Annotated in this window: 17 protein-coding genes; 11 read left to right on the forward strand and 6 right to left on the reverse strand. The window is 65.7% G+C overall.

The genetic code is table 11. The annotated features are described in order from the left end of the window. The first annotated feature begins 425 nt into the window (after positions 1 to 425). Both AC1DZQ_RS15115 and AC1DZQ_RS15120 read left to right on the forward strand, forming a co-directional pair. Complete coding sequence (locus AC1DZQ_RS15115; protein WP_476952673.1) at positions 426 to 1,646, forward strand: acetyl-CoA C-acyltransferase; 1,221 nt, start codon at positions 426 to 428, stop codon at positions 1,644 to 1,646. Continuing rightward, a complete protein-coding gene (locus AC1DZQ_RS15120; RefSeq protein WP_476946717.1) occupies positions 1,643 to 2,056 on the forward strand; it encodes a PaaI family thioesterase in 414 nt (137 codons plus the stop codon). The genes AC1DZQ_RS15115 and AC1DZQ_RS15120 overlap by 4 nt, the downstream gene beginning before the upstream one ends. 142 nt (positions 2,057 to 2,198) lie before the next feature. On the opposite strand, the gene AC1DZQ_RS15125 is transcribed toward AC1DZQ_RS15120, so the two are convergent. From AC1DZQ_RS15125 to AC1DZQ_RS15140, 4 genes are all read right to left on the reverse strand, one after another. After that, on the reverse strand, positions 2,199 to 3,518 hold the full coding sequence (locus tag AC1DZQ_RS15125) for an NADH:flavin oxidoreductase (protein ID WP_476952674.1): 1,320 nt from the start codon (positions 3,516 to 3,518) through the stop codon (positions 2,199 to 2,201). A gap of 134 nt (positions 3,519 to 3,652) precedes the next feature. After that, complete coding sequence (locus AC1DZQ_RS15130) at positions 3,653 to 4,681, reverse strand: ABC transporter permease (protein WP_476964291.1); 1,029 nt, start codon at positions 4,679 to 4,681, stop codon at positions 3,653 to 3,655. Continuing rightward, positions 4,678 to 5,637, reverse strand: a complete 960-nt coding sequence (locus AC1DZQ_RS15135) for an ABC transporter permease (protein ID WP_476964292.1) — start codon at positions 5,635 to 5,637, stop codon at positions 4,678 to 4,680. Before AC1DZQ_RS15135 ends, AC1DZQ_RS15130 begins: the two co-directional genes overlap by 4 nt. Next, a complete protein-coding gene (locus tag AC1DZQ_RS15140) occupies positions 5,634 to 7,142 on the reverse strand; it encodes a sugar ABC transporter ATP-binding protein (RefSeq protein WP_476946720.1) in 1,509 nt (502 codons plus the stop codon). Before AC1DZQ_RS15140 ends, AC1DZQ_RS15135 begins: the two co-directional genes overlap by 4 nt. A gap of 126 nt (positions 7,143 to 7,268) precedes the next feature. Here AC1DZQ_RS15140 and AC1DZQ_RS15145 point away from each other — a divergent pair, with 126 nt between their 5' ends. Further along, positions 7,269 to 8,528 (forward strand): substrate-binding domain-containing protein, encoded by a 1,260-nt coding sequence (locus AC1DZQ_RS15145; protein WP_476946721.1) that lies wholly within the window; start codon positions 7,269 to 7,271, stop codon positions 8,526 to 8,528. Positions 8,529 to 9,091: 563 nt separating this feature from the next. Here AC1DZQ_RS15145 and AC1DZQ_RS15150 read toward each other — a convergent pair. Further along, a complete protein-coding gene (locus AC1DZQ_RS15150; protein WP_476952677.1) occupies positions 9,092 to 10,111 on the reverse strand; it encodes a dihydrodipicolinate synthase family protein in 1,020 nt (339 codons plus the stop codon). A 27-nt stretch (positions 10,112 to 10,138) separates the two neighbouring features. Continuing rightward, complete coding sequence (locus AC1DZQ_RS15155) at positions 10,139 to 11,152, reverse strand: ornithine cyclodeaminase family protein (protein WP_476964293.1); 1,014 nt, start codon at positions 11,150 to 11,152, stop codon at positions 10,139 to 10,141. Positions 11,153 to 11,296: 144 nt separating this feature from the next. Between AC1DZQ_RS15155 and AC1DZQ_RS15160 the strand changes: the two genes are divergently transcribed. The 8 genes from AC1DZQ_RS15160 (at position 11,297) to AC1DZQ_RS15195 (ending at position 20,853) form a co-directional block, all read left to right on the forward strand. Then, positions 11,297 to 12,673: an aldehyde dehydrogenase family protein gene (locus AC1DZQ_RS15160; protein WP_476964294.1), complete on the forward strand. Its 1,377-nt coding sequence runs from the start codon at positions 11,297 to 11,299 to the stop codon at positions 12,671 to 12,673. Positions 12,674 to 12,779: 106 nt separating this feature from the next. Then, a complete protein-coding gene (locus tag AC1DZQ_RS15165; RefSeq protein ID WP_476964295.1) occupies positions 12,780 to 14,282 on the forward strand; it encodes a bifunctional 3-(3-hydroxy-phenyl)propionate/3-hydroxycinnamic acid hydroxylase in 1,503 nt (500 codons plus the stop codon). A 41-nt stretch (positions 14,283 to 14,323) separates the two neighbouring features. After that, complete coding sequence (locus tag AC1DZQ_RS15170) at positions 14,324 to 15,262, forward strand: VOC family protein (protein WP_476868224.1); 939 nt, start codon at positions 14,324 to 14,326, stop codon at positions 15,260 to 15,262. 30 nt (positions 15,263 to 15,292) lie between these two features. Continuing rightward, entirely contained in the window at positions 15,293 to 16,324 is a 1,032-nt protein-coding gene (locus AC1DZQ_RS15175) for a fumarylacetoacetate hydrolase family protein (protein WP_476944186.1), read from the forward strand. Beyond that, positions 16,321 to 17,172: an ABC transporter substrate-binding protein gene (locus tag AC1DZQ_RS15180; protein ID WP_476946724.1), complete on the forward strand. Its 852-nt coding sequence runs from the start codon at positions 16,321 to 16,323 to the stop codon at positions 17,170 to 17,172. Before AC1DZQ_RS15175 ends, AC1DZQ_RS15180 begins: the two co-directional genes overlap by 4 nt. Positions 17,173 to 17,261: 89 nt before the next feature. Then, entirely contained in the window at positions 17,262 to 18,278 is a 1,017-nt protein-coding gene (locus tag AC1DZQ_RS15185) for a fumarylacetoacetate hydrolase family protein (protein WP_476952678.1), read from the forward strand. Further along, positions 18,278 to 18,886, forward strand: a complete 609-nt coding sequence (locus tag AC1DZQ_RS15190) for a cupin domain-containing protein (protein ID WP_476858218.1) — start codon at positions 18,278 to 18,280, stop codon at positions 18,884 to 18,886. The genes AC1DZQ_RS15185 and AC1DZQ_RS15190 overlap by 1 nt, the downstream gene beginning before the upstream one ends. Then, entirely contained in the window at positions 18,883 to 20,853 is a 1,971-nt protein-coding gene (locus tag AC1DZQ_RS15195) for an acetoacetate--CoA ligase (protein WP_476964296.1), read from the forward strand. Before AC1DZQ_RS15190 ends, AC1DZQ_RS15195 begins: the two co-directional genes overlap by 4 nt. The last annotated feature ends 107 nt before the right edge of the window (positions 20,854 to 20,960 follow it).

The raw sequence follows: 20,960 nt of genomic DNA on the forward strand, positions 1-20,960 counted from the left end.
CCATGGGCCCGATGGGCTCCGTGACTAAAAACTTGAGCCTATAACCTTGGGTTCCCGCGGCATGTTGGGCGAATAGTATGCCGGTGTCGGCTTTGGCCGGGGAGCGGCCCGGCCCCCGCGTTGAGTGGCGGGCACCTATTTGAGGGTGCGCAAGAAGTCTTCGGCGTCGGTTCCGGTAGGCGGCGACGGCCTGTCATCTCCTGCGCCTCCTGAGGCATCTTTGCGACATGCTCGTGGCGCCCCTTGCCTCCCTGATTTCCCTTTCCTGTGTCCAGTGTGGGCCTGTGAGGCTTCGGCCTGTGCAATACGATACGGTTCGTATATATTTAATTCGACGTTAGATGTGAGGAGTCTGACCCTGATCTGTCCCTGCCCGTGGAGCTAGCCCGTTAGGGAAGCTGTCCACACTGAGAGGAAACATCATCATGAAAACCGCCATCGCGCCGAATGACGCGGTCGTCGTCGCCTATCGCAGGACACCGATCGGCCGTGCCCGCAAGGGATCGCTGGCCGGTGAGCGACCGGAAGACCTCGCGCTGGCAGCCATCCGGGGAGCGCTCTCGGCCGTTCCACAGGTTGACTCCGCCGAGTTTGCGGATGCCTACGTGGGGAGCGCGGTACCGCAGGGCGCGCAGGGCGACAACATTGGCCGCCGCATCATGGTGCTTGCAGGGATGGACAGCGTCCCCGCGGTCACAGTGAACCGCTTCTGCGCCTCCTCGTTGCAGGCCACCGCGATGGCTGCCCAGGCAGTGCGGGCCGGCGACGGGGACGCGTTCCTGGTCGCGGGCGTCGAATCGACCACCTCGACACCGCCCGCGGTTGAATCACCCCACCCCGCCTTCGCGGACACGGCACGGCGTGCCGATGGCATCTTCCAATCCGGCCAGGCGTGGGTCGACCCCCGGAATCAAGGGCAGCTGCCCGATGTGTACCTCCCTATGGGCAAGACCGCCGAGTTCGTGGCCCGTCAAACCGGCACCACGCGCCGCGACCAGGACGAATGGGCGCTGGAGTCCCAGCGCCGGGCCGAACGGGCGATCGAGTCCGGGTACTTCGCGCGCGAGATCGTGCCGGTGGCCACGGCTGCCGGCACGGTGGTGCGCGCCGATGACGGCCCGCGTCCGGGCACCACTCTGGAGGCCCTCTCGAGCCTCAAGCCGGTGTTCCACGAGTCCGGAACCGTCACCGCGGGCAACGCCAGCCCGCTCAACGACGGCGCGTCAGCCCTGGTGGTGATGAGCGCCCGGCGCGCGGGCGAACTGGGGTTGAAGCCGCTGGCCCGCATCCTGGGCAGTGCCGCAAGCGGCCTCTCGCCGGAAATCATGGGACTGGGTCCGGTGGACGCATCCCGCCGGCTGCTGGATCGTTTGGGCCTGTCGATGGGTGACATCGACATCGTCGAGCTGAACGAGGCCTTTGCCGCCCAAGTGGTTCCCGTGGTGCGGAAGCTGGGCGCAGATCCCGAGCGGGTCAACCCGTTTGGCGGGGCGATCGCCTTGGGCCACCCCTTCGGTGCGACCGGCGTGCGGCTGGTCGGAACGCTCATCAACGGACTGCAAACCACGGACGGATCGCTCGGCCTGGCGACGCTCTGCGTGGGCGGCGGCCAGGGCATGGCGATGGTAGTGGAGAGGTTGTCGTGAACCAGCCAGCGATCATTGCCGACCCGGCCCGCTCGATGCTGGCCGCCGACCGGAGCCTGGACGGGCTCGGCATCCAGGTGTTGCGCGCCAGCGAGGGCCGTGCCACGGCCGTCCTCCGGGTCACGCCCGAAATGGCCAACGGGCACGGGATTGCCCACGGTGGATTGGTCTTCGCGCTGGCAGACACCGCGTTCGCTATGGCCGCAAACACATTCGGCGCCGGAATCGCGACCGCCGAGGCTTCCATCTCCTACATTTCCCCAGCCTGCATCTCGGAGGAGCTGGTCGCCTCCGCTGAAGTGACCTTTCACGAGGGCCGCCGGATGATAGTGGATGTGGTGGTGCGGGCGGGGGAGCGGACTGTCGCCATCTACCGCGGAACGGGCAGGGCGCTGCGCCCGGCGGACTGAGGCTTCTTGAACAGCTGCCGATGTGGGGCGGCAAGACATGCGTGTGTGCCCGGGCTCCAAGTCGGAGTCCGGGCACACACGTATTTGTACCAAGGTTGCCGCGCCGGCTCCCGCCACGGGTGGGGCCGGCGCGGCGCAGGTGTCAGCTCTTGGATGCCTTCGGGCCGGCGGTCGCCAGTTTGTCGGCGATGCCCATGAGGACCGGTGACCCCGTCGCAGCGATCAGTAGGCCCTGGACTGGACGCTTAAGCTTTACCGATACAGGTTCCTTGGCCCCCGCAAGGACCGCTTCGCGTCCCATGGCCGGGTTCTTGTGGCACCGGACCGGCACATTGAAGATCAGGCGGCGCAGGCATGAGTTGTCGTGGTCGCACCACACGATCTCATCCTGTCGTCCCTGGAGGACCTTGTTGGGGAACTCCGGATCGGCCAGCATTTGCCGCGCCAGCATGATTGCGTCCGCGAACCCGGCGGTGATGGCGTCTGCACACTGTTGCGGGTCGAAGGTGCTGCTTAGGAGCAACGGGACCTCGGGCATGGCGGTGCGGAATGCTTGCGGCTCGCCGTGCTCCAAAATGGCGCCTGAGTGGGAGGTGACGTTGTTGTCCATCGACTCGTAGTTCGCATCGCTCAGGGCGATATATCCCACGCCTTCCTTTTCAATGATCGCTGCAACTTCGGCGAACCCTTCGGGTCCCTGGCCATCGGGAAGGTGGTCGTTGGTACTCATCCTGAGGCCCACCGGATAGTCTGTTCCGACTTCGGCCCGGATCGCCCGAATCGTGTCCGTGAGGATGCGGGCGCGGTTTTCGGCGTTGCCGCCGTATTCGTCCGTCCTCCAGTTGGTGCGCGGTGAGAGGAAGGAGGAATAGAGGTAGCGCATGTGTGCGCCCAGCTCGATGCCGTCGAAGCCGGCCGCCTTGGCACGCCGCACTGCGGCGACGGCCTGCTCCTGGACCTCGCGGATTTCCTCCTTGGTGATCTCCTCCGGCGTCGGGTTCGTTCGGCCGCCGGGAATGTAGAAACCGTGCGGCAGGCGGGGTGCGGCCATGCGGACGGGCTTCGGGCTCGCGGCCCTAGTGGGCCGGCCCTCGCCCGGCACGCCCATGGCGCCGAAGCTCGGGAAGATCTGGGCGAAGATGGGTGCATCGTGCTCGTGCACGGCATCGACCATGCGCCGCAGACCTGGAATGAACTCGTCCCGGTCGAAACGCATCAGGGGCTGGAACGGTGCCTCTTGGTTCCCGCGCTCGGTGGCCACGCCTCCACCGATGATCAGCAGCCCTGCGCCGCCGCGTGCCCGCGTAGTGAGGAACGCGATGGTCTGATCGCTGGGATGGCCGTCCTTCGTCGGCTGAAGTACGGCCATCGGACTGAGCACAAAGCGGTTCTTGATTGTCAGGCCGTCGATTTTCCAGGGGCTGGAAAGCACTTCGGCGACGGTTGCTGTCTCGGGGGACATTTATTCTCCTTGGTTTTCAGTTGGACCGGGATGAAATGATTCATCCAAAATTGACATTCGACTCGGCGCGTATCGTATCGTGATGAGCGCGTGTCGCAGTGGAACGGCGAAAGTAGCGGAAACCGGACCAGGCCTCAGAACCTGTCTCGGACGTGGCGTTCCCGACCGTAGAGCGACACCACAGCAAGGATGATGACCCCGAAGACGATGCGGCTCTGGGCTTCCGTCAGCCCATTGCTGACGATGATCGTTGACAAGAGGGTGAGAGTGAGTGCGCCCAGCAGCGTCCGGGTGTAGCTGCCGCGAATCGAGCCGAAGATCGAGCCGCCGACGAGGACCGCGGCCAGGCCGGAGAACAGGTAGGGTTCCCCGATGGTTTGCGACCATCCCGCGCCGAAGGATGCGATGAAGATGCCGGCAACCCCGGCCAGGGCTCCGGAGGCTGCAAAGACCATGGTCCACACGGCAGCGGTCCGGACCCTTGCCAATTGAGCGGCCCGGAAATTGATTCCCGTCGCGTAGAAGCGACGTCCCGCCGCGGTGCGATTGAGGAAAAGCCATATTCCCACCCCGCAGAGAAGCACGATCAGGATGATCGGGGGGAATGGCAGGCCAAGGGTGGTCCCCCTTAGGCTGGCCAGGGAACGCAGCGCCTCCGGCGGGGCGGAGGAATAGTCGCCGTCGGCGAGGAACAGGGTCGCGCCCGTGATGGCCGCGCCGGTGCCCAGCGTGACGATCAGTGGCTGGACCGCGAAGCGGTGGCAGATCCAGCCGATCAGGGCGCCGACGCCGCCGCAGACCACGACTGTGATCAGCAGGGCTACGACCGCAGGGACCCCGAGCTTACCCGCGACGTTCGCCGCCATGAATGTACCGAAAAGGATGTAACCCGGGGCCGCCAGGTCAAGCCCGCCCAGGATCACCACAAGCGTCTGGCCCATGGCTGCCAGGGCCAGCAGGGACGTGATGACCAGTATCGAGGTGATTGACCTGGGGTTTGCGATTGCCGGTATGGTGATCACCAGCCAGGCCGCCAGGGCCAGCACGACAAGGACCTGCAGGGCCGGTACCTCGAAGACCCAGGCCCTGAACCTGGTCCAGGGTCTGGGCCGGACCGTCGGTGCCTGGGTTTTTGGTGCGGGGGACAGGGTGTCACTGCTCATGATGCGTTCCTCTTCAAGCGGGGGGCCAGCAGCGTCGCGCCCAGCACGACGCCAACGACGAGGACGGCGCCGTAGGCAAATTGGATGAGGCTGGGTGCCACGCCCGAGGCCGTGAGCAACTGTTGCAGCAGATAGATGGAGACCGCCCCGAAGAGGGCACCCAACAGCCCGCCGCGGCCGCCGGCCAGGCTCGTTCCGCCCAGCACGGCCGCGGCGAGCCCCAGCAGGGCATAGGTGGAGGCGAGCGAAGACTGCGATGACTGCACGATAGCCGTCAGGGCGATTCCCGCGATTCCGGCGAAGAGGCCGCCGAGGGTATAGGCCAGGATCCGGATTGCCTTGATGTTCACGCCGGAACCGTAGGCTGAAACATCACTCTCGCCGGTCGCGAGGAGATTGCTGACGAAGGCCGTGCGGCGCAGGGCGAACCAAATCAGCCCGGCGACGCCGATGGTCAGGAGAGCGCCCGGGACGATGCCGATGCCCCCGGCGAAGACCTCCGTCCAATTATTCGGGGCGGCCACCGGATTCTGAGCTATGGTCAGCGACAGGCCAACGAGCAGGAACAGCGTCCCGGTGGTTGCGACCACCGGATGCAGGCGCACGACGGCGACCAGGATTCCGTTCAGGGCTCCGATTCCGGCGGCCACCGCCAGGATGATGGGTGCCGCGAGATGCCAGTTGCCCAGCCCCGCGGGAATGAGGATGGCGACGAACAGGCAGTTGCTGAAGGTGGCCAGGGGACCGACCGAAATGTCAATGCCACCGGCGAGGATCGAGGGCGTGGAGGCGAATCCCACCAGCACGAACGGCGCCAGCGTTGCCAGGGTGCCGGGGAGACGCGCGGGGGAGAGGAAGGACGGTGAGACGATCAGGTTCAACACCAGCAGCACCAGTGCGAGCAGCAGGGCAAAGGCGAAAGGCCAGCGCTGGAACAGGGGGAGGACGCGGTTCATGTATGCACCTCTGATTTCTGGCCGAAGTATGCGGCGACGATGGACTCGGTGGAAAGCTCGGAATGGGGGATCTCGGCAAACACTGATTGGTCGCGGAAAACCAGGACGCGGTCTGCGAGGTCGACGAGTTCGTCGACCTCGCTGGAGAGGACCACGACGCTCATGCCTTCGGCACTGAGCCGGTCCAGGATTGCGTAGATCTCCCGCTTGGTCCCGATGTCGACCCCTCGCGTGGGGTCGTTAAGCAGCAGGACCCTGGGGTCCGTGGCAAGCCAGCGGGCCAGCAGCACCTTCTGCTGGTTGCCGCCGGACAGGGTTGAAATTGCATCCTGCGCGGCGCCGAAGCGCAGTGACAAGGACCGAGCGAACGCATCGAACCGCCTGGCGATGCTGCGGGTGTCCAGCAACCCGCAGCGACGGTCCTCCCCCAGGGTCGGGAGTGCGAAGTTCTCCCGGATCGACATGGACTCGAACAGTGACTCACCGCGACGCTCCCGAGGCAGGTACGCGACCCCCAAGGCATCCCCGTTCCGCTCGGTAAGGTCTGCGGCGCCCTCGGGCAGGAGGCGAACAACCCTGCCCGGCCCGGCAGCCACGCCGGCCAGGCGCTTGATGAACTGGTCCTGTCCGTGGCCTTCAAGCCCGGCGAGGCCCACGACCTCACCGGCGCGCAGCTCGAAGTCGATGGGTGCCGAGGCCGGTGCCAGACGGACGGCGGATCCCCGAAGGATGACGTCCCCGGGGTCGTGCGGCTGCCGCCGGGTCTCGTTGTGGCCGGAGTTTCCGGTCATGTCCGAGATCAACCGGTCGACGGACAGGTCCGAACGGTCCACGGTGGACACGCTCCGGCCGGACCGCAGAACGGTGACCCTGTCCGAAATCTCCGCGACCTCGTCCATCCGGTGCGAGATGAACAGGATGGCGGTCCCCCCGGCCGCGAGTCGGCGCAGCTCGACGAAGAGCCGATCACGGGACCTAACGTCCAGGGAAGCCGTTGACTCATCAAGGATGAGCACCTTGGGCTTTCGCACGAGCGCCCGCGCAATGCAGATGGACTGCCGCTCGGAGAGCGAGAGTTGGCCGGCGGGAAGATCGAGGGGTACCTCGCCGGCGATACGCGAGAGGACATCTTGCGCTATTGATCGCTGCTCGGCGCGGCCCAGCCGGCGACGGAACGTCCCGTGGGACCCGAGCCAGACATTCTCGAGGACCGACTGGCTCCCCGCGGTGAGGACCTCTTGGAACACCGCCGCAATCCCCAGGTCCATGGCCTGTCGTGGCGATCGGCTGTTGACGGGGACGCCGTCCAATGTGACGGAGCCGGCGTCAGGACGGTGCACCCCACCCAGGATCTTTACGAGCGTGCTCTTCCCTGAGCCGTTTTCGCCCAGGAGCGTGTGGATCTCGCCCGGCCGGAGATGGAGGTCACCGTCGATAACGGCGCGCGTGGCACCGAACCGCTTGCTCACCCCGGCGAGCATCAGGCCGGATGGTTGGTTGTTCACGGCGAATCTCCTTTGAATGGCCGATAAATGTGTCTCAGGTCATATTCGAAACTAGACGAATCGTACCGCATGTGCTTAACCTGATGCCATACGATACGAATCGTTTTATATGGCAGGAGATAAACCATGAAGAAGACGACCTTTTTCCCCCGCTTCTCGACGGTCGGCGCCGCGATTCTGGGGGCCGGCGCCCTCGTCCTGACGGGCTGCTCGGCATCGGCGCCAGCGGCCCCGGGCTCCTCCGGAGGGGCAACCCCCGCCAAGGTGTCGCCGGCGGCAGCCGGGACCTGCGGGTCGCTGCCTACGGGTAGGGCGAACGATCCGAACGGCCTGCTGTCCGGTTTGCCCAAGGAGATCGCCGCGGGCTACAACCTCTACCCCTACGAGATCCGGAAATCGGCATGGGCCGACTATAAGTCGAAGAAGACTGAGGGTTTCACGGCTGCGATCGTGGGCATGCCACCTGCCAGCCCCTTCATTGCCTCCATGTCGGAGGCGATCCGCACGAGCCTGAAGGCCAATGGTGTCAAGATCGTCGGCGACTTCGCCCCAGATGACCCGTCGAACGTGCCCCTGCAGCTTCAGCAGTTCAACGAAGCGCTCTCGCTCAAGCCGGACGTGATCATCTACACCGCCATCGCACCGGAGCCGTCCGTGGGCTTGGCAAAGGCCGCCCATGACGCCGGCATCCCGCTGGTTGCCGCCCAGGTGCCGATCGATTCCGAGTACGCCGTGAGTGTGACGAGGAATACCCCGCTCGCTATCGCCCAGGTCACCGCCGGCACCGTGGCGTCAATCGGGGGCAAGGGCAACGTCCTGCGCGTCGACGGCATCCCGGGCATTCCGGTCTCGACCTTCGCGGGCCTGGGCATCGACGCCGTCCTGGCTAACTGCCCGGAGGTCAAGGTCGCCGGGTCGGTCACCGGCTTCTTCCAACCGGCCACGGCCCAGGCGGAGGTCCAGAAGTTCCTTGCGACCCACCCTGCCGGGGTTGACGCCGTCTTGCAGGCCGGAACGATGGGCGTCGGCATCCGCAACGCCTTTGTGGAATCGGGCATGGAGGTGCCGCCGATCGCGGACGACGGGTCCAGCCAGGGATTCTCCTCCTGGGCGCTGGCAAACCCCGGCTACCCCTACTTCGGCACCACGACCCCGTCCGTGCGCACCGGTGAGGCAGTGGTCGATGTGGCCCTGCGCATCCTGAAGGGCGAGGGACCGAAGATCAACCAGATCGTTGAACCCTCGGTGATCGTCTCCCGGGAGAACCTCGCCAAGGTCGCGGACCCCTCGTGGGACCACAATGATCTGACAGACCTGGCCGGCGACCCGGCGGACTACCTGCCCACCGACCGGCTCAACGCATTCTTCTCAAACCCCGGCGCATAGGGGCGGTGCGAGTCATGAGCACGAGCGATGACCCTCCACCCGGCCTGCCGATGTCCGGGTGCCGGGTGCCGGGACCAACGCCGGGCCGGTGAACGACTCAACGCGTTCTTCGGATAATCCCGGGGCCTGACGCCGACGCAGGAGCACACTCATCACCGGTCCTGGACCGGAACCGAGGGCCTCTTCCGCCGGGTGGATGTCGAATCGACATCCACCCGGAAGGGGCCCTCGCCTGCTGTTGGGCTGCACGGTGAACGCGCCGGCCGGCGCGGAAGCCAGGATTCAGGGTACGCGGCCGCACGAGAACCGTCCGTCCTGCAGACCCCGGCCGCTTGCCTGTTTGTAGTCCGTTTCGGCGGCCGACGCACGATCCCGTTCCCTGCGTCGTCTGATTTCGTCAAGGGTGGCCCGCGGTCGCCGGATCGGTTCCGGTGCTGCATCTAGTCATTCAAGGTCATTCAAGCCGTTTTCACGCGCAAAGAAGCCCCTTGGGACACTGAACCAGCATGCCGGTTCAGTGGTCCAAGGGGCTTTCCAATGCCGGCACTCCGCCGGACGGCCGCTTAGGGGCTGACGCGTCCGCGCAAGAATTCCGAGTCCGGGGAATCGGTGACGGGCAGTCCCGAGGCTTCCAGGCTTGCGCGCAGCTGCTTCATGAAGCGGTCGGGAAGTCTGACTGCCGGCGGGCGCAGGGCGCCGCCGTTGAAGCCGGAGAGCCACTCCTGGTACTTCCACTGGGTGCGGTTGATGGAGCTGGTGCCCGGGGTGGAAGTGGACGATACAGCCATATTGGCGGCCCGGGCCGGCTGGACCTCCCAGTAGCGCTTCATGGCTTCTTCCCATTTGCCGGTGCGCGCCAGTTCGAAGGCCTTGGGGTAGTAGTCTCCCATCCAGTTCGTGTTCGCGGTGCCGGAGAACTGGACGTCCAAGACCGACATGAGGGGGATTATTTCGGCCTCGATGGGGCAGGAGATCACTACTTCATCGCGGAAGTGGTGGTACATCTCCATGACTCCGGGGATGCCCGGGTAGCCCTGTTCGGCCTTGATGGCGACGATGCTCGGCATCGCGTCGAGGACGCGGCGCACGAAGTCCACGCTCATGCCTGCGGGGTGGATGCGCTCGAAGCCCCAGGCGGGGAGCGGGAACAGCATGGTGGCCAGATCGGTTTCGTCGGTGAAACGCTTGGTGTAGTCGAACACCTCGTCGTACGAGGTCGGCCAGAACGATGAAGGGTAGGCCAGCAGCGCGCGGTCGGCGCCGGCCTTGGTAGCCAGGTTTGCTGCATGGATGTTTTCTTCCAGGGTGCCGAAGATTGCGTGGAAGAAGAGGGCGAAGTCCGGGCCGGCTGCTTCGCGGGCGATGGCTGTGATTCGGGCGTTCTCCTCCGGGGTGATATTCGCTTCGGCGATCAGCAGGGAACCCTTGTAGCCACGTTCCTTGAGCAGGAGGATGTCGTGGCGGATCGCGTTTTCGTTGATGGCAGAGAAGTCCGGGGTGAAGGACGGGTGCGTCACCGCGACGGTGCCGACGAATTTCTCCCGGGCCCAGGAGCGGGCTTCGGATTTGGTGTATTCCACCATGTTGTTCTCCTTTATTGTCAGTGGGGTCTATTTGCGGCTGGTGACGATGCCGACGGGCAGGACGGTGCCGATGCCCTCGGCGCGGGCGCGGTTAACGAGCATCTCGGCAACAACGATGTCCTGCAGGCCGGAACCGGTCGACTTGTAGATACGGATCCCGTGCTCCGCGTCGATGGCGGTTTCGCCGGTCAGGACGGCATTGAGTGTGACAATGAGCGAATCGACATCGACGCCGTGTGCCCGGGCCGCGATCATGTCCCCGCTGCCGTGCACGACCTCGTCACGGGTGTCCACCACGACGACCGCGGCGCGGGCGATCAGCTCCGCGGGCAGCTCGCGTTGTGCGGGGGTCGTGGAACCGATCGAGACCACCGCGGCGTTCGGGCCGACCCATTCGGCCAGCAGCGTAGGGGACTCGTCGCGGGAGCGTGCCGCGCACAGGATGAGATCCGCGCCTTCCGCGGCCTCGCGGGCCGAGCCGACAGCTCGTGCGGGTGCGCCGAACGTGCCGTCGAACTCGCGTGCAAAGGCCTCGCGGTTGGCAGGGGTCGGACTGAACACACGGATGTCGGCGAACTCAAGCAGGTGGGAAAAGGCTGTCAGGTGGGAACGCGCCTCAAAGCCGGAGCCGATCACACCGACGATCAGCGGCCGCTGCGGCACGATCGTGGAGGTGCCCACGGCAGTGGTCGCTGCGGTGCGCAGGCCGGTGACGCGATTTCCGTCCACGAGAGCCACCAGATCCGCGGTGTCCTTGTCGAAGAGTGAAATCAGATAGCTGACGCGCAGGCCGTCCGCGAAGGACCCGGCGATTGACTTTGCGCCGAACAGTTGGCCGTTGGGCGGCACCGAGGGCATGATCCGCAACCATTCGCGAGGTGTCTGGGCGAAGATCCTTCCCGGTGTGCCGCCCTCGTCGTCGGGGGCCTTGTAGGCGGCGCGGATGGCTTCGATCGCCCCGGCCCAGTCCGAAAGGCTGGCGACGTCGGCGTCGGTGAGAAAGAGCGGAAGATTGTTCGGTAACTCGCCATTGGTGCTCACGGGGGCACTCCTTGGATGTCGGGCAGCCGGTCCACGGGCTGCGGGCGTGGGTGGATTTACTGAGTAGACCCAAATAGTATCCGATACGAATCGTATCCTATATAGTCGTGACAGAGAACACGTCTCCAGGAAAGGATCCCAACCATGGCAATCGCAACCGTCAACCCGACCACCGGTTCGACCGAAATGATCATTGAGCCGCACTCGGCCGAGGAAGTCCAGGATCGCATCGCGGAAGCCGCCGAAGCGGCGCGGCTCCTGCGCGGCAGCACGTTCGCCCAGCGTGGGCAGTGGATGCTCGCCGCGGCGGACATCTTGGAGGGTCAGGCGGAGGGCCTGGGCGAATTGATCACCGTCGAGATGGGCAAGCCGATTGCGCAATCGATTGCCGAGGTGCACAAGTGCGTCAAGGCCATGCGTTTCTACGCCGAGCATGCCGGGGAATTCCTGGCCGATGCCCCGCTGGCGGACCCGTCAACTGTCGGCGCAACCCGCGCGTGGACTCGCTACGAACCGCTGGGCACCGTCCTGGCGGTCATGCCCTGGAACTACCCCCTCTGGCAGGTCATCCGGTTTGCGGCCCCGGCGCTTATGGCGGGCAACTCCGGCCTGCTCAAGCATGCCTCGAACGTGCCGCAGGCGGCGCTCTTCCTTGACACGCTCTTTGAGCGGGCAGGGTTCCCGCGCGGCTCCTTCCGCACTCTGCTGATCGGCGGCTCCGAGGTGGCCGGCGTCCTGGCCGATACGAGGGTCAAGGCGGTCACCTTGACGGGTTCCGAGCCGGCGGGGCGCTCCGTTGCCTCCATTGCCGGGGACCATGTGAAGAAGGCCGTGCTGGAGCTCGGTGGGTCGKACCCTTTCATTGTCATGCCCTCGGCGGACGTCTCGGCCGCGGCGGCGACCGCCGTGCGTGCGCGGATCAGCAACAACGGCCAGTCCTGTATTGCCGGCAAGCGCTTCATCGTGCACACCGAGGTCTATGACGCGTTCGCCGCCGAATTCGTGAAGCTGATGTCGGAGCTTGTCGTCGGGGACCCGCTGGATCCCGCGACCCAGGTAGGGCCCTTGGCCACCCTGTCAGGGCGCGATGAGCTGGCCGGGCTCGTTGAGGACGCCCGCGCCCTGGGTGCCCAGGTGCTGACCGGCGGGGTGACCCCCGGGGGCCCCGGCTTCTTTTACGCCCCCACGGTGCTCGCCGGGCTCAGCGACGGGATGCGGATCATCCAGGAGGAGACCTTTGGGCCCGTCGCCTCGCTCTATCGTGCGGCGGACCGCGAGGACGCCCTGCGGATCGCCAATCAGACCACCTTCGGGCTTTCCAGCGCGGTCTGGACCAGCGACGCCCAGGAAGAGGAATGGTTCACGGCCAATCTTGACGCCGGCGCGGTGTTCGTCAACGGCATGACCGTCTCGCACCAGGAGCTTCCGTTCGGCGGGATCAAGCGCTCCGGGTTCGGGCGTGAGCTCGCCGCGGACGGCATCCGGGAGTTCTGCAACCTCAAGACCGTCTGGAAGGCCTGAGTCGCAAGGCTAGACGCGCATTCAAGCCCACCCGTGCCCTTGTGCGGCTAAGTGATGCATGTTACTTTTTATTCGAAACGATACGTACTGAACTTGAAGGAGCAAGATGGCTAACGTCAACGTCGACGTGGTAGTGATCGGGGGAGGGCCTGTAGGAGTCACTGCGCTGGCCTTGCTGGGGCGCGCAGGTCTGACCGCCATCGGGGTGGAGCGTGATGTCCAGGTTTGGCCAACTGCCCGCGCCGTGCACTTTGATGGTGAAACCTTCCGCACCCTCCAATCGCTGGGAGTCGCCGAGCGCTTTGCCGAGGTAACTTTGCCGATGTCCTCCTTCCACATCGAGAACGAGGAGCGGGAAGTCCTGGTGTCCTTGCCCACGGGTCAGTTTGGCACCCAGGGTTGGCACGACGATCTCACCTTTCACCAACCGGACATCGAGGTCCTGCTGCGGGATGTCGTGGAAGAACTTCCCGGCGTCGAGCTCCGCCGAGGCACCAGCGTGCTCTCCGTGCGCAATGAGGGACCGGGCGTTGAGGTGGCGGTGCGTGGCTCCGACGGCGCGGAATCCTTAATTCGCGCCCGCTGGGCCATCGCAGCGGACGGGGCACGTTCACCAAGCCGCCAGGCGCTGGGCATCGAGTGCGAAAAGCTGGGCGAGGATGCACAGTGGCTTGTCGCGGACGGCATTTTGGAAGAAGGCCCCGGCCTGTCTTCCGACATGATCTTCCTGGGTCATCACACAAGGCCCGCCCTGTGGATCCGCCTCCCCGGCAAACGGGTGCGGATGGAGTTCATGTTGATGCCGGGGGACGACCCCGAGGAAATTGCCACCCCTGCGGGTGTGGAAAAGATCAGCCACGGCGTGCTGCCGACAGACAGATTCACTGCAGACCGGCTCGCTATTTATACCTTCCGTGGCCGCATCGCACGGCAGTGGCGCGCCGGGAACATCTTCCTGGCGGGGGACGCAGCCCACCAGGCGCCACCGCTTTTTGGTCAGGGCCTATGCGCCGGAATACGCGACGTGGCCAACCTGGTGTGGAAGCTCGATGCCGTCAAGCGCCGTGCGGCCGACGACAGCCTCCTTGACACCTACGAGAGTGAACGCATGCCGCATGCACGGTTCTGGGTCGAGCAGGCAACCCGGGCGGCGGGCTTCATGCAAACCACCGACGCCGACACCGCGAAGCAGCGTGACGCCTTCATCCGCGCAAACCCCGCCGCATCCGCACCGATCTCACCCGCGCTGGGCCCTGGCCTGCACGACGGCGGCACCGACGAACGCGCCGGCCGGCTCGGCATGCAGCCGATCCTCGCCGACGGGGTGCGCCTGGATGACATGGTGGGAAGCCGTTTCCTGGTGGCAACAACCCGCGAGCTCTATGCCGCGGTCCCGGCCCAACTGCGGGAACTACTTGAGGAACATGCCGACGTCGTGGTCCTGTTCGATCCGGCCAAGGTCGGCCAGATCCTTGCCGCCGCCGGCGCCCAGGCGGTCGTCGTTCGCCCGGACCGCTACATCCTGGGCCTCGGCGACACCCCCGAGGCCCTGGAGCGCCTCATCCGCAGCATTCCGCAGGCCGGCCACAACGTGCCGGCACGCATCTAAACCCACATCCGCGTCAAACGGACAGAACACAGGAGACCATCATGGCATTCAGCCCCATCACACACCTGAGGCACTTCGACATCGCGGTGCCCGACTACCAGAAGCAGGTTGAGTTCTACAAGAACCACTGGGGCCTCACCGAAATGGAGAACGACGGCGGCGTGACCTACTTCGCCGCCGAGGGATCCCCGGAACAGTATTCGGTCCGCGTGCGCGAGGCCGATGAGAAGCGCCTTGACATGGTCGCGTTCGGCGCGGCGGACAAGGCCTCGGTGGACCAGCTCGCCTCGGACCTCATTGCCAAGGGCGTGAAGCTCATTGGCGAACCCGATGACGTCAAGACCCTCGGTGGGGGATACGGCTTCCGCTTCTTCGACTTGGAGGGACGCACCATCGAGGTCTCCTCCGATGTTGAGGTGCGCAAGCACCGCAAGATCGAGGAACGCGAGGCGATCCCGGTGCGGCTCTCCCACGTGGTGCTCAACTCCCCGGAACCGGAAAAGATGCGCGCCTGGTATGAACAGCATCTGGGCTTCCGTCTCTCCGACACCCTGAACCACCCGCACATGGGCGACCTCTTCTACTTCATGCGCTGCAATGCACAACACCACTCCATAGCGATCTCCCGCGGTCCGCATGCCTCGCTGCAGCACGCGTCCTTCGAGCTGCGCGGCATCGACGAGTACATGCGCGGAAGCGGCAAGCTGCTGCGGTCCGGGTTCAAGAAAATCTGGGGCCCTGGCCGCCACAAGGCCGGGGACAACACCTTCACCTACTTCCACGATCCCAACGGGAACACCATGGAATACACCACCGAGCTGGATTCGGTGGATGAGGATACCTGGCATCCAAGCATCTTTGACACGCGCGACCCCGAGACCTCCGACCAATGGGGAACCGGCGGCGACATGGACGAATTCATCGCCCGCGAAATGTTCAACGACCGCGACAAGGGCCTGTACGTGGCCCCACCGGTATAGCGGCAGCAGACAATGACTAATGGAGGATTCATGGAAGAGGCACGCGTGAACGGATTCATGCTGGGCACTTTCGAGGACGGCGGGGAGGAGTTTCCCGGTGTGGTCTTCGGCGACGACGTCGTTGACCTGCGCACAGTGGTGCCGGGAATCGGGCGGATCGGGGACCTGTTCGCTGACTGGGATGCGCACCTGGACGCCCTCGAGGCCATCGACCCGGCAGCGGCGGGCGCACGCCCGCTCGACGGGCTGCGGGTGCTGCCGCCGGTGCAGCCGGTGGGCACCATCATCGCCGCGGGGGCGAACTACCGTGAGCACGTCCTGCAGATGAGTGTGGCCCACAAGCTCGGCAAGGAAGGCGCCGATGCGGCGCAACTGGCCGCCGACGCCGCAGCCGAAATCGACGAGCGCGGCCGGACGGGCGACCCCTACGTCTGGACCGGGATCCCCTCGGCGGTCTGCGGCGCCTACGATGACGTGAAGTTGCCGGATGTCGGCGGAAACGTCGACTGGGAACTGGAGCTTGGCGTGGTCATCGGCCGCAGGGCGCACCGGGTCGCGGCCGAAGACGCTTTCGACTACGTGGCCGGGTATACGATCGTCAACGACATCACGGCGCGCACGCTCGTACCGCGCAACGACATCGCGATGATGGGCACCGACTGGTTCCGTGCCAAGAACCAGCCGACGTTCTTCCCCACCGGCCCCTACGTGGTGCCGAAGCGGTTCGTCCCGGATCCTGCGAAGCTCCGCATCCGCTTGAGCCTCAACGGCACGCTGATGCAGGATGCCTTGGCCGATGACCTGCTCTTCGACATCCCGAGCCTGATCGCCTACGCCTCCTCGGTGGCCGTGCTGCTGCCCGGCGATGTCCTCATCACCGGTTCGCCTGCGGGCAACGGTTCGCATTGGGGCCGTTACCTGAGGGACGGCGACGTGATGGAGGCGGAAATCTCTGGTCTCGGCATCCAGCGTTCAACGGTCCGTGGGCCTAGCGGGCAGTTGCCTCCCTGGTATGTGGATCGCCCGGACGCGGTCGCCGCGGCCGGCGGGGCCGCCCCGTGATCCTGCGTCAAAGCCACTTCGTTCCGCCGGTGTCCTATCTGCTGGCGGCCGAGCTGGGATTTCTGCGCGGTGTTGAGGTGCTGCCCACCCGGACGCCCTCGAGCGCGGAGCAGCTGCGGGCCCTGCTTGCCGGGGAGCAGGACATGGTGGTCACGGCTATCGACAACCTGTTCGAATGGACCCGGGCCGGCGCCGACGTGCGCCTGGTTGCCCAGGTCGAGCAGACCACGCAGCTGGGCATCCATGCAGGCGGTGACGTGGAATCCCTCGCGGACCTGGCCGGGTGCCGGTTCGCCGTGGACGCCCCCGACAACGGTTTCGCGCTCATCGCCAAGCACCTGCTACGGGACGCCGGCGTCGAGGTCGACTACGTGGTGGTGGGCGGCGTTCGCGAACGCTTGGACGCGCTGCTCGGCGGCCAAGTGGACGCGACCCTGCTCGGGCCGCCGTTCGACAAACTGGCCGAAAAGGCCGGGATGCGGCGCGTGGTGGACGTCAATGCCCTGCTGCCGGAACTGCCGGGCCAAGGCCTGGTGGTCCGCGCCGAGCTTCTCGCTTCCGCAGAGCTGGAACGCTACCTGGGCGCTTTGGTGCGCGGGGTGGCGGCCGGAGAGTCGATGACCGACGCGGAGGGAATCGAGTTGCTTGAACGCTGCGGCTACCAGGCGGCGGCCACGGCGGCCTGGGGCGCGCGCGCCCGCACGCTTGCGGTGGATCAGCGCGGACTTGGACTGCTGACCGGGATCCGTCGAAGCCTGGGCATGCTTCCGCCGGACATCGGGCTGGAGGAGCTCTGCGACGGCGAACCACTCCTGAGGGCCACCCGGGCCGCCACGGTCGGTAACTGAGCGTCACCCCCACGAACTTGTCTATTGCAACCCCACCAACCCAATGCGATACTGTACGTATCGTATGTTTGATGTCCAAAGGAGCAACCATGAAACTGGGACGTATAGCAGTGCCCACGCCCGACGGCGAGCAGATTCGACTCGTCGCGGCCCAGCCGGAGCAGGGCCGGGTTATTGACCTTGCCCGCGCCTATGCCTTGACGCTGCAGCGCAAGGCTGCCGAGCCCGAGCGCGCCCGGGATCTCGCCCTGGCGGTGCTTCCCGGAAGCCTGGCGGCGGGAATCGGCGGAGGCGCCGTATTCCTGGACGCCGCACACGCTGCGCTTGCCGCGGCCGACGACGCTTCGCTTGCCATCGATGAGGTCTCGTGGCGGGCGGCGGTCGACGCCCCGGTCATTCGCGACGGGCTGACCTTCGAGCAGCACATCCAGAACTTCCACCGCATTGTCGCCAAGGCACAGCCGGCAAGGTCGATCTACGAGCGTCCGGGGTATTTCAAGGGCACTACGGCCATGTCCTATGGCCACAACCAGGTTCTGCCCTACCCCGACTTCACCGAAGCCCTCGACTGGGAACTCGAGGTCGGCTACGTCGTGGGCAAGTCCGGAAGCGACCTGACCCCGGACACGGCGCTGGACCACCTCTTTGGCATCACCGTCTTCAACGACTTCAGCGCACGCGATATCCAAGGCGCGGAAATGGCGATCGGCATGGGCCCGCAGAAGTGCAAGGACTTCGGCTACGGCATTGGCCCCTGGGTCACCACCATGGACGAAATCGATTCCATCGAGGGACTGCGCGGCCAGGTCCGCGTCAACGGGGAGGTGCTCTCCGACACCAAGGTCGAGGACTTTGTCTACACCCCCGCAGAGCTGCTGGCCTACGTCTCGATCTCCGACCGCCTGCAGCCGGGCGACATCATTGGATCGGGCACGATGGGCTTCGGCGCCGGCGTTGAAATCGGAAAGTTCCTGAAGCCCGGCGACGTCATTGAACTCGAGCTCGAAGGCGTCGGCACGTTGCGCACACCGATCTCCACCGAACGCCAGAAGGCTCCCTGGTGGCCCGAGCCGCGCACCTACCCGCACGAAGAATGGGTGGTCTGATGACCCGCCCCCCAGTACGCCGCATCGTCACCGGGCACGACGACCAGGGACGCGCCATCATCCTCTCGGACGGTGCCGCGCCCAACCACTGGTCCTCGGAAGTGATTCCGGGATTCGGTGCCACCGTGCCCTGGCTGACCGCGGCCGGACGCATCGACCACGTCACCGACGCGGACCCGGCCGCGGCCGACGCCGAGATTCCCAGCTTCCCCGCTGCCGGCGAGACGATCCTGCGCATTGCAGACTTCCCGCCGGACGCCGTCTATCCGGACGAGGCGGGTTCGGTGATCTTTAGCGAGCTCGACGGGCACGACGAGGCCGAAGCAGGCGCCGAGCACAGCGGCTCCAAGCACTTCTGGTTCCATCGCACCGACTCGCTGGACTACGCTGTCGTGCTCGAGGGCGAGATCACGCTGCTGGTCGACGAGGGTGAGGCAACCATGCGCGCCGGCGACGTGGCCGTGCAACGCGCCACCAGCCACGCGTGGTCCAATCGCACCGACCGCACGGCCCGGGTCCTTTTTGTGTTGATCGGAACCGAGCCCCTCACAGCATCCCAGATCGCCGAGCGACGCAGGGAAGCTTCCCGGCCCTTGGAGAGCGCATGATCCTCAACGCCCACGCCGCAGACGGCGAAGTGATCTGGGAGCCCGACCTCGAACGCAGCGCGGAGACCGGCATCGGGCAATTCGCCGCCTTCCTGGGCCGGCAAGGCATTGATGTCAGTGCAGGCTACGACGAGCTCTGGCAGTGGTCGGTGGATGAGCCGGAACAGTTCTGGGAACTCTTTGCCCGGTTTGCGGGAGTCGAGTTCGGCGGTACGGCAGGACCGGTCTGCACCACTGACGCCATGCCGCACACGCGGTGGTTTCCGGGACGCACCCTCAATTTCGCCCGGCACCTGCTGCAGGGCCACGAAGGAATTGCGCTGGTGGGCATCGCCGAGGACGGGACGCGCGAAGAGGTCACCTGGGACGCGCTGAGGCGCGAGGTGGCATCCCTCGCCGCGCACCTTCGGGACCGCGGGGTGGGCCACGGGGACCGGGTCGTCGGAATCCTTCCGAATGTTGCCGAAGCCGTCGTCGGGCTGCTCGCCACTGCCTCGATCGGCGCGATCTGGTCCGTCTGCGCCCCTGAGTTCGGCCCGGGTGCGATCGTTTCGCGGTTCGCCCAGCTCGGTCCAAAGGTCGTCATCGCCGCGCCGGGCTACCGGCTCGGCGGGAAAGACCGGGACCGCCGTGGGGAGCTGGGGGAGATCTTCGCTCAACTTCCCACCCTCGAGCACATCATCTGGGTGGGGCGGCATACATCTGTCCCGAGTGTCCCAACCCGGGTTCCGGCCGTGGACTGGACCCAGGCCGTGGCCGAACCGGCGGAGCTCGTCTTCGAGGACGTCGAGTTCAGCCACCCGCTGTGGGTCCTGTTCTCCTCCGGGACAACGGGCATTCCCAAGGGCATCGTGCACGGGCACGGCGGGGCGCTTCTTGAGGAAATGAAGATGCTCCTCATCCACTCCGACCTGCGGCCCGGGGACCGCTATCTCAACGTGGCCTCTACGAGCTGGGTGCTGTGGAACGCGCTCGTCTCCGCACTGGGGGTGGGGGCGACGGCGGTACTCGTCGACGGAAACCCCACCTTCCCGTCCATCGACCGGGTGTGGCAGATTGCCGCAGCCGAGCAGGTCGCGGTCCTCGGTGTGGGTGCGGGATTTGTACATGCCTGCGCGAAGGCGGCTCTGGTACCGATGCGCGACCACGACCTGGACGCCCTGAATTCCCTTCAGGTCACTGGATCGCCGCTTTCGGCCGACGGTTATCGCTGGGTCTACGGCAATGTGGGTGACATCTGGTTGAGTTCGATGAGTGGTGGCACCGACATCGCCTCCATCTTCGTGGGAGGATCCCCGACATTGCCGGTCCATGTCGGCTACATCCAGGCTCCGGCCCTCGGAGTGCGCGTGGAGTCGTGGGATGAAGCCGGCAATCCCACCCGGGGCAAGGGCGAACTGGTAGTGACCAGGGCAATGCCCTCGATGCCGCTGAGCTTCTGGGGAGACGATGGCAGCAGGTACCACGAGAGCTACTTCGCGATGTACCCGGGGGTGTGGCGGCACGGGGACTACATCGAGTTCACGCACCGGGGCATCCTCATCCACGGCCGTTCCGACTCGACCCTCAACCGCAACGGGCTGCGGCTCGGTTCGGCAGACATCTACACGGTGGTCGAATCGCTGCCGGAAGTCGCCGAGGCCCTGGTTGTCGGTGCGGAACTGGGCACTGACTACTACATGCCGCTGTTCGTCCACCTGGCCGACGGTGCCAATCCGGACGTGACCCAAGAGGCGATCACAAGATCAATCCGTGAGAACCTCTCCGTCCGATACCTGCCTGACGAGATTGTCTTCATGCCCGGAATTCCGCATACCCGCACCGGAAAGAAGCTGGAAGTCCCCATCAAGCGGCTTCTGCAAGGAGCGCGGCTGGAAACGGTCGCGGATCTCGGGTCGGTGGATGATCCCGTGCTGTTGGAAGAATATGCCCGGTTTGCCCTTGAACGGCAGACTATATCACCGTAGGCGGCACCGCTACTGGCTTCCGACAGGTTCGGCCCGCCGTAATGGGTGGTGGGCGCCGGGAAGTATCGAGGATAAGACATCAAGCGACTCAACGGCTGGCTAAATAC

The organism is Arthrobacter sp. P1_C12_2 (assembly GCF_056406415.1).